Raw genomic sequence first — 7,813 nt, forward strand, 5'->3', positions numbered from 1 at the left:
CCGGGGCGGCGGGGGCTCACACCAGTGCCTCACCCGGGTGGCGGCGCGGGGGAGCGGCTCCTAGTAATGGACTGCGTACTGCGCGTGCCGCGGTCGGGGGCGTCAGCTGCGGCCGCACTCCTGCACTGGAGCCGAGATGACCACCCGCTCTTCGTCCACCTGTTCCGACGACTCCCTCATACGGCCCGCGCCGGTCACGGCCGGTGCCCGCGCGCTGCCGGTCCGGGTCCTGACGCGCTCCGCCCCGCCGTCCGGGTCCAGGACGGAGCGGCCGCCCGGTGCCGGGTCCGGAGCTCCGCGCGAGGCCGCTGTCGCGTTCGCGCACGATGCCGTGCCCGAGGCCGCGCCCGGGTCCGGGTCGGGGTCCGTGCCCGGGGCGGACGCCCGGTACGACGATCCGCTGCTCGGCCTGGTCCGTACGGCCGTCACCACCCGCCCGCTGGAGGACGTCGTCCGCCTCATCGCCCTGCTGGAGGGCGCCCCCGAGCACACGCGGACCCTGGCCGAGGCGGTCCGCTCGGCGGGCCTCGACCGCTCGGTCGCGGACGTCACCCGACTGGCGGCCCTGCTCACCCGGCCCCCGCGGACCCCCGCGGGCGCCGACGCCGTGCTCCGGGCCGCCGCCGGGCAGCGCCCCGTGGACGAGGTCGGCATGCTGCTGCGGCTGCTGCACCGCACCCCCCTGGAGCCGCGCTGCCGGCAGACCGCCGTACAGGCCGCGGCCACCGGGCGGACGGTCGGCGAACTGACCGAGCTGATCGGCAGCCTGGCCGCGGACACGGACCAGCCGGTGCCGGAACTCCCGCCCGCGGCACCGGACAGGGGAGTGCCGGTCGCCGGGGGCCCCTCGCCCGCGCACCCTGGGCCGCCCGGGACCCTGCCGCGCCGGGCCCCACGGCTCAGGCTCCTCCGGCTGGAACCCGCCGCTCAGGAGCCCCCGCAGAAGGAGGCCGCCCGGCATGCCCCGGCCGGGACCGGTGTCCGTGTCGCCGCCCTGCTGGTGTTCCTCTGCGGAGCCGCCCACGCGCCCCGCTACTGGGCCGGGCTCTCCCACGGGCTGCTCGGCGCCACGCTCGTCGCCTCCGCGCTGTGCATGCTCCTGGGCCTCGCCCTGCCCGCGCGCGCGGCGCACGCCCGGCTCGGCGCGGCGGCGGCAGCCCTCGCGGTCACGGCGGGGCTCGGCGCGGGACAGGTGCTCGGCGGTCGCTTCGGGCTGCCGGACCCGGCACGGCTGTGGGCGGCGACCCTGGCCCCGCCCTGGCTCGCCGGTACGGCCGCTGCGGTGGCCGCGCTCGGCGCGCTCGCGGTGGTGCTGGCCGTCCTGCTCGGGATCAACACCCCAGGTCGTCGCGGTAGTTGAGCCGGAGCGGCGACCGATCGACCGCCCGCAGTTCCAGGCGGCCGTCCACCCGGGCGGCCGCCATCGCGAACGGCACGCTGTCCGCCTCCAGGCACAGCTCCACGTCCTGCGGATGCACCCCCGCCCAGCCCCGCCGTACCGCCTCCGCGAGCTCGGCCGCCGCGGCGGAGCGGCGGGCCCGCTCCAGAAAGGGCCCAGGATCGGTGGCGGGGGCGCGCACCCGGGCGGCGATGTACTCGGCGCAGGCCAGATCCTCCTCGGCCCGCCCGTCGCCCCCGGTGACGACGAAGGTCACCGCCGGTGCCCCGGCCCGGCGCAGCACCTCGGCGGTCGCCCCGGCCACCAGGAAGCTCGCGCACAGCACCAGACCGGCGTCCGCCACGGCCAGCGCCCCGGCCGTACCGGCGGTGGTCTTCTGCACGATCGTGCGGCCGCGTACATCGAGCGAGCGCAGCCGCGCGGGCGAGTTGGCGAGGTCGAAGCCTGGCTCCGGCGCCCCGTCCTGGAAGGCGAGCCGGCCCGGATTGCGGGCCTTGAGCGCCAGCGCCTCCCGCCGCGTCTCGGCGAACACGATCCGCTCGGCACCGCGCCGCAGCGCGGACGCGGCCACGGTGAAGGCCCGCATCACATCGACGACGACGGCGACGTCCGGGGCGACGGGGGCGTCCGGGATCCCGGTGAACACGGCTCGCATCGCACCATGATCGGGTACCCGCGGTGGTTCAGGGCAGCCGGGGCGTCTCCGGCGCCTGTGGCCGGGCGGCGCGCAGGCTGCGCAGGGCGAGGAGCAGCACGCCGATGTCGTCCAGGTAGATGGGATCGGGCAGCAGATCGGTCGGGAGCAGCAGATACGCCACCGCGCCCCAGAACACCCAGCGCGGCCCCGCGGGCAGCCCGGCCCGCAGCAGCGTACGAGCAGCACGACGGCACCGGCGGCCAGGCCCGCGGCGACGACGGCGGCGACGATCAGCAGCAGGGTGGTGGTGTCCATCGGGGCTCCTTGTACGGCACGGGGGCCTTACGACGGCAGGTCGGGGGAGGGCAGCTCCGCGCCGTCGGCGGTGTCCTGCGGGGCCGTCTTCGCCCGGCCGGGAAGACCGGGGAACCGCAGCCGCTCGAGGGTCCGGGTGAGCTGCTGGAGCGGGGCGGGCGCCTTGGCGGCGGGCCGCTGCTGCGGCAGGGCGGGCGCCGGTACGTCACGGTAGGCGGCCAGCGCCTCCAGGGCCTGCTCGGCGGCCTGCTTGTACAGGTCCCGGGACTTCGTCATGGCCTCCAGCGCCTCGGCGTACATGGTGACCAGACGCCGTTCCCGGTCCAGCTCCTCCTGGTGGGTCATCAGGGTCCAGTTGTCCCTGAGGTCCGCCAGCGCCGCGGCCGCGTCCTGCGGCGCCGGGCGCGGCAGGGCGACGAAGTGCCGCAGCGCGGCGAGGAGTTCCGGGGGCTCGGAGCCGTCCAGGAAGACGCTGCGCACCCGGTGCGGTTCGCCGTCGTAGTCCTCCGGGGCCGGGTCCGGAGGCAGGATCACGGCGCCGCCGCGCGGCACCTCGACACCGAGGGCCTTCAGCGCCCAGTTGACGCCGCGCAGCTGGTGCGGGGCGGCACGGTGCTCCACGACGCGGTGCCGCAGGGCGGGCGGCAGCAGCCGGGCGAGCGGCAGCTTGCCCTGCTCGTCGGGGGTCATCGCCTCGTGCACCACCAGGTTGACGCACCAGGCCTCACGGGCCGCTTCCCGCAGCCGGCGGCGCATCTCCTTGTCGTCCGCGGGCAGCGCGTTGACCTGCCGGAAGCGCACCCCGGCGACCGTGGGGTGGTGGTCCCAGGAACCATCGTCGCCGGAGCCGCCCTCGGGCCAGAACAGCGTCGCGGGGGAGGGCCAGCCCTCGTCCCACGGCCGCTCGGCCTCCGCGACGAGCCGCCACTCGTGCCCCTGGAGCTTGCTCTGCCGGGGTACGAGGGTGAGGCGGGCCCGCACGGTCACGGTGCCGCCGACCCGCCAGCGCGCCTCGAAGATCGTGGGGAGCGCGTCGCTCTCGGCGGTGTCCTCGGAGGCGGGGGGCTCGGCGAAGTCGTCGATGTCCCCGCTCTCCTTGTGCCGGCGCAGGGTGCGGCGGACGACGTCCTCGGGAGCGGGGCCGGTGTGACGGCCGCGGGCCGCCCAGACGGACTGCGGGACGGGGGCGCGGTCGGTGGCGGAGTTCGACATAAGCCAATCTGCTGATGGAGGCGGGTGCGCCTCCCAGTATCACCGCTCGCCCCGGCGAAACGTAGACGACCCCGTACCCGCGCGCGGCGCGTGTCTCTCCTGGGGGTGCGCGGGGCGCCCATGACCCGGCTGTGGCTGGGGCGCGTGGGTCGCTTCCCGCCCGGCGCGCGGGCCGCTTCCGCCAGGGCGTGCGGGTCGCTTTTCGCCGGAGCGCGTGGGTTGTTCACGGCGTGCCGGGCTTCGCGCGCCGGTGTGTGCGCTGGGGCGTCTTTCGGGCACGTCGACTTCTCGGCCGACGGCAGGGCAGCTCCCCCCGGGGGCGCGGGGAACTGCGCGACCAGCCACGACGAGCCCGCACCCGCACTCCGCCACCGGCCACCCACTCACGGCGGCCGAGGCCCGAGCTACGGCCGAGGCTCAGCCCCGTTCGAGCTCAGCCCCGGCCAGATGCGCGGAGCGCTTACGCGCCGCTCTCGCGCAGCATGTCCTCGCGCTCGACGATCTTCACGCGCTCGCGGCCCTGCGGCTCGCCCAGGGCGCGCTCGGCGGCGTCCAGCCGGTGCCAGCCCTCCCACGTGGTGTAGCGGACGCCGCGCTCGGCGAGGAAGGCGTCCACGGCCTCCGGCGCGGGCGAGGCGGGGGTGTGCAGCCGGCCCTCCGCGTGGTCCGCGAGCAGGTGGGACACCGTCTCGTTGGCGTCGCCCTTGGTGTGCCCGATGAGGCCGACGGGGCCGCGCCGGATCCAGCCGGTGACGTAGGTGGACTGGAGGTGCGTGCCGCCCTCCTCGATGACCCGGCCGCCCTCGTCCGGGACGGTGCCCGAGCCGAGGTCCCAGGGCAGCTTGGGCAGCTTCTCGGAGAGGTAGCCGACCGCGCGGTAGACGGCGGTGACGTCCCAGTCCTTGAACTCGCCGGTGCCCTTGACGTTTCCGGTGCCGTCCAGGGCGGTGCGCTCGGTGCGCAGGCCGACGACCTTGCCGTCCTCGCCGAGGATCTCCGCGGGGGACTCGAAGAAGTGCAGGAACAATTTGTGCGGGCGGTCGCCGACGTCCCGGATCGCCCAGTTCTCCAGGGTCTTGGCGACCATGTCGGCCTGCTTGTTGCCGCGCCGGGTCTCGATCGAGCCGGCGTCGTAGTCGATGTCCTCGGGGTCGACGATGACCTCGATGTTGGGGGAGTGGTCCAGCTCGCGCAGCTCCATCGGGCTGAACTTCGCCTGGGCCGGGCCCCGGCGGCCGAAGACGTGGATCTCCACGGCCTTGTTGGCCTTCAGACCGTCGTAGACGTTCTGCGGGATCTCGGTCGGCAGCAGCTCGTCCGCGGTCTTGGCGAGGACGCGGGCCACGTCCAGGGCCACGTTGCCGACGCCGAGCACCGCGACCTTCTCGGCCTCCAGGGGCCAGGTGCGCGGCACGTCCGGGTGGCCGTCGTACCAGGAGACGAAGTCGGCGGCGCCGTAGGAGCCGTCCAGCTCGATGCCGGGTATGGACAGCGCGCGGTCGGCCATGGCGCCGGTGGAGAAGATCACCGCGTCGTAGAAGTCGCGCAGGTCGTCCAGGCTGACGTCCGTCGGGTAGTCGACGTTGCCGAACAGCCGGATCTGCGGCTTGTCCAGGACCTGGTGCAGTGCGGTGACGATGCCCTTGATGCGCGGGTGGTCCGGCGCGACGCCGTAGCGGATCAGACCGAAGGGGGCGGGCATGCGCTCGAAGAGGTCGATGGACACGCCGGGGTCGGCGGCCACCTCGGACTTGAGCAGGGCGTCGGCGGCGTAGATCCCGGCGGGGCCGGCTCCGACGATGGCTACCCGCAGGGGGCGCGGCATGATCAGTTCCCTTCGAGTGAAAAAGTCGACTCGATCGGGAAGCCTAAGCTAAGGCAGACCTAAGTAGGTACACGGGTCCCGCCTATGACCTCATAAGGGCATCTTATGACTTCCCCAGGGGTGCCTTATGGCACCCCTCTCCCGGCCTTTCCCACCGTCATTCCGGTTGGGTCAGCGCCTCCTTCTGGAGCTGCACCGCCGCCAGCAGGCTCAGCTTCGGCTCCGCCTGGCGCAGGGCCTTCGTCGCCGCGACCGAGGAGAGGTCGCCCGTGAAGCCGACGGCGGCCAGCCGGGCGCGGGTCCAGTCGGCGCGCAGCTTGGCCTCGGTGGCCGTCGCGGTCGACTCGACCAGCGCGACGGCGCGTTCCAGACCCGGACGCTCCTCGGGCGACGCCTCCGCGAGCGCCTCGCGCAGCGCCGCCGCCACCACATCCGCGTCCCGGATGACCAGTACGTGGTTGTGCTTCCTGTTCAGACCCGCGATTCCCGTCATGTTGATCATCCTCGCCGCCGAGGGCCCCGAGGTCCAAGCGGTTTGAGGAAGACCAGAGGCTACCGCGCGGGCCGTCGGCAGTGCAGGAACAGATGCGGCTCCGGTACCGCCTCGGGATGCGCGGGCGCGAACTCCGCGTGCTCCTGCGCCAGTACGGCGAGCCCGGACCGGACCGCCACGTCCTTGAACGCGTCCGCGCCGAAGCTCGTCACCCGCACCGGCTGCCCCATGAAGAGCCCCTCGGCGCCCTCGATGTCGACGGGCACGGTCGCCAGCACCACGAACCCACCGGGCCGTACCGCCCGCGCGAGCCGGCCCACCACGGCCTCCTGCTCGGCCCGGTCCATCTGGAGCAGCGAGAAGTAGGCACAGGCCGCGTCGAACGCCCCGTCCTCCAGCGGGAGTTCACGGATGTCCGCCCGGCGGAACTCGGCCCCCGGCACCTGCCGGGCCGCCAACTCCACCATCACCGGGGACACATCGACACCGAGCACCCGGTGCCCCGCGTCCGCGAGGGCTGCCGCGGTCGGCCGCCCCGTCCCGCAGCCCACGTCCAGCACCCGGCTGCCCGGCGCCAGCCGCTCCAGCAGCCACCGCAGGGACGCCCGGTGCGCCCCGGAGGAGGCGAACGCCTTCTCGTAGTCCAGGCCCAGCGCGTCGAACACCACGGCCGCCGGCACCCGGCGCTCGTCCTCGGCCACCACGGCTCCTCCCGTCGCACGGCACCGACCGGTACCGCACCGACCCGCACGGCACCCCTACGGCACCGACCCGCACGGCACCCCTACGGCACCGACCCGTACGGCACCCCGACGGCACCGACGCCGGGCATCCTCGCACCCCGCGCGCCACGCCCACAACGACAAGGGGTGACGGCCCGTTTGCGCACCGCGCGCCGGACCCGGCAGGGTGCCGGTGTGCCCACCTTGCTGATCGTCCACCACACCCCGTCACCCAACTGCCAGGCCCTGTTCGAGGCCGTCGTCTCCGGCGCCACGGCACCCGAGATCGAGGGCGTCCGGGTGGTGCGCCGCGCGGCCCTCGCCGCCACCGCCGCCGATGTCCTCGAAGCCGACGGCTACCTCCTCGGCACCCCCGCGAACCTCGGCTACATCTCCGGCGCCCTCAAACACTTCTTCGACCAGATCTACTACCCCTGCCTGGACGAGACCCGGGGCCGCCCCTTCGGCTACTACGTCCACGGGGGCAACGACGTCACCGGCGCGGTGCGCGCCCTGGACACCATCACCACCGGCCTCGGCTGGCGCCGCGCGGCCGAACCGGTCACCGTCACGGGTGAACCCGGCCGGGCCGACACGGAGGCCTGCTGGGAACTCGGCGCCACCCTCGCCGCGGGCCTGTCCGACTGACCCGCCCGCTCACCCGCCTGGCGGGTGCTCGCACAACGGCCCCACCGCCAGGCCGCGTTCGGCACCGCTGCCCAGGGCGTACGGCAGGGCCACAGACGTGCTCGATGCCGTCGGCCCGCAGCCGCGCGGCCGGCGCCCGAGACCGCCGCCGCGCACGTGGGCAGCCGTACGGTGGTCGCCCGCGCCGTCGCCCGCGCCGCCCTGGCCACCGCCGCGGCGCAGGACCGGCCCGCGCCGGCCGCGACCGGCGGGCCCGTGCCGCAGCGGGTACGGGCCCTGCCGGCCCCGCCCCCGCCACCGCGTGCCCTGCCCGTCGTGTCCGGTGCCGCGTGCTCGCGCTGTGCTGCGCCGGCCTCGCCGAGGCCGCCTTTGACAGCGAGCGCACGGTGGTGACCGCCCGCTCGGCCGAGCGCGCCACGGCCACCGCCCCCGCGGACACGGCCGGTTCGGGCCACCCCGCCCCGGTCGCCACCGCCCCGCTCGCCGCCGCCCCGGAGGCCGCCGCGGACGGGGCACGGCACCGGCACCACCACAGCGGCCCGCGGGGGCCTCCAGGGCGGCG

General features: G+C 75.4%; 8 protein-coding genes and 1 pseudogene. 3 read left to right on the forward strand and 6 right to left on the reverse strand.

Annotated features, from left to right (window positions below; genetic code table 11):
• Positions 1-136 precede the first annotated feature (136 nt).
• Complete coding sequence (locus tag CCN72_RS21475) at positions 137-1,360, forward strand: hypothetical protein (protein WP_244174358.1); 1,224 nt, start codon at positions 137-139, stop codon at positions 1,358-1,360.
• On the opposite strand, the gene CCN72_RS21480 is transcribed toward CCN72_RS21475, so the two are convergent.
• The 6 genes from CCN72_RS21480 to CCN72_RS21505 form a co-directional block, all read right to left on the reverse strand.
• The gene (locus CCN72_RS21480) at positions 1,332-2,054 is read right to left on the reverse strand and encodes a 2-phosphosulfolactate phosphatase (protein WP_208638059.1); all 723 of its coding nucleotides are present in this window, start codon (positions 2,052-2,054) and stop codon (positions 1,332-1,334) included. The genes CCN72_RS21475 and CCN72_RS21480 overlap by 29 nt on opposite strands.
• Positions 2,055-2,082: 28 nt before the next feature.
• Positions 2,083-2,232, reverse strand: coding sequence for a DUF1232 domain-containing protein (locus CCN72_RS41710; RefSeq protein ID WP_425276162.1), 150 nt, complete (start codon positions 2,230-2,232; stop codon positions 2,083-2,085).
• 146 nt (positions 2,233-2,378) lie between these two features.
• Positions 2,379-3,563, reverse strand: a complete 1,185-nt coding sequence (locus tag CCN72_RS21490) for a hypothetical protein (protein WP_086808928.1) — start codon at positions 3,561-3,563, stop codon at positions 2,379-2,381.
• Positions 3,564-4,023: 460 nt separating this feature from the next.
• Positions 4,024-5,388, reverse strand: coding sequence for an FAD-dependent oxidoreductase (locus CCN72_RS21495; RefSeq protein WP_086808929.1), 1,365 nt, complete (start codon positions 5,386-5,388; stop codon positions 4,024-4,026).
• A 157-nt stretch (positions 5,389-5,545) separates the two neighbouring features.
• Positions 5,546-5,881 (reverse strand): hypothetical protein, encoded by a 336-nt coding sequence (locus CCN72_RS21500; RefSeq protein ID WP_086808930.1) that lies wholly within the window; start codon positions 5,879-5,881, stop codon positions 5,546-5,548.
• A 59-nt stretch (positions 5,882-5,940) separates the two neighbouring features.
• The gene (locus CCN72_RS21505) at positions 5,941-6,585 is read right to left on the reverse strand and encodes a class I SAM-dependent methyltransferase (RefSeq protein WP_425276163.1); all 645 of its coding nucleotides are present in this window, start codon (positions 6,583-6,585) and stop codon (positions 5,941-5,943) included.
• Between the two features lie 213 nt (positions 6,586-6,798).
• Here CCN72_RS21505 and CCN72_RS21510 point away from each other — a divergent pair, with 213 nt between their 5' ends.
• Together CCN72_RS21510 and CCN72_RS21515 are read left to right on the forward strand one after the other, a co-directional pair.
• Positions 6,799-7,251, forward strand: coding sequence for a flavodoxin family protein (locus CCN72_RS21510; RefSeq protein ID WP_037652775.1), 453 nt, complete (start codon positions 6,799-6,801; stop codon positions 7,249-7,251).
• A gap of 329 nt (positions 7,252-7,580) precedes the next feature.
• Positions 7,581-7,813, forward strand: a pseudogene (locus CCN72_RS21515) (hypothetical protein); the annotation flags it as partial.

It is taken from the genome of Streptomyces murinus (assembly GCF_002154555.1).
Taxonomy (GTDB): domain Bacteria; phylum Actinomycetota; class Actinomycetes; order Streptomycetales; family Streptomycetaceae; genus Streptomyces; species Streptomyces murinus.

Bases quoted from the DNA above. Each gene is read 5' to 3' on its own strand.
- CCN72_RS21475 (WP_244174358.1), top strand. From the start codon at position 137: ATGACCACCCGCTCTTCGTCCACCTGTTCCGACGACTCCCTCATACGG.
- CCN72_RS21480 (WP_208638059.1), bottom strand. From the start codon at position 2,054: ATGCGAGCCGTGTTCACCGGGATCCCGGACGCCCCCGTCGCCCCGGAC.
- CCN72_RS21490 (WP_086808928.1), bottom strand. From the start codon at position 3,563: ATGTCGAACTCCGCCACCGACCGCGCCCCCGTCCCGCAGTCCGTCTGG.
- CCN72_RS21495 (WP_086808929.1), bottom strand. From the start codon at position 5,388: ATGCCGCGCCCCCTGCGGGTAGCCATCGTCGGAGCCGGCCCCGCCGGG.
- CCN72_RS21500 (WP_086808930.1), bottom strand. From the start codon at position 5,881: ATGACGGGAATCGCGGGTCTGAACAGGAAGCACAACCACGTACTGGTC.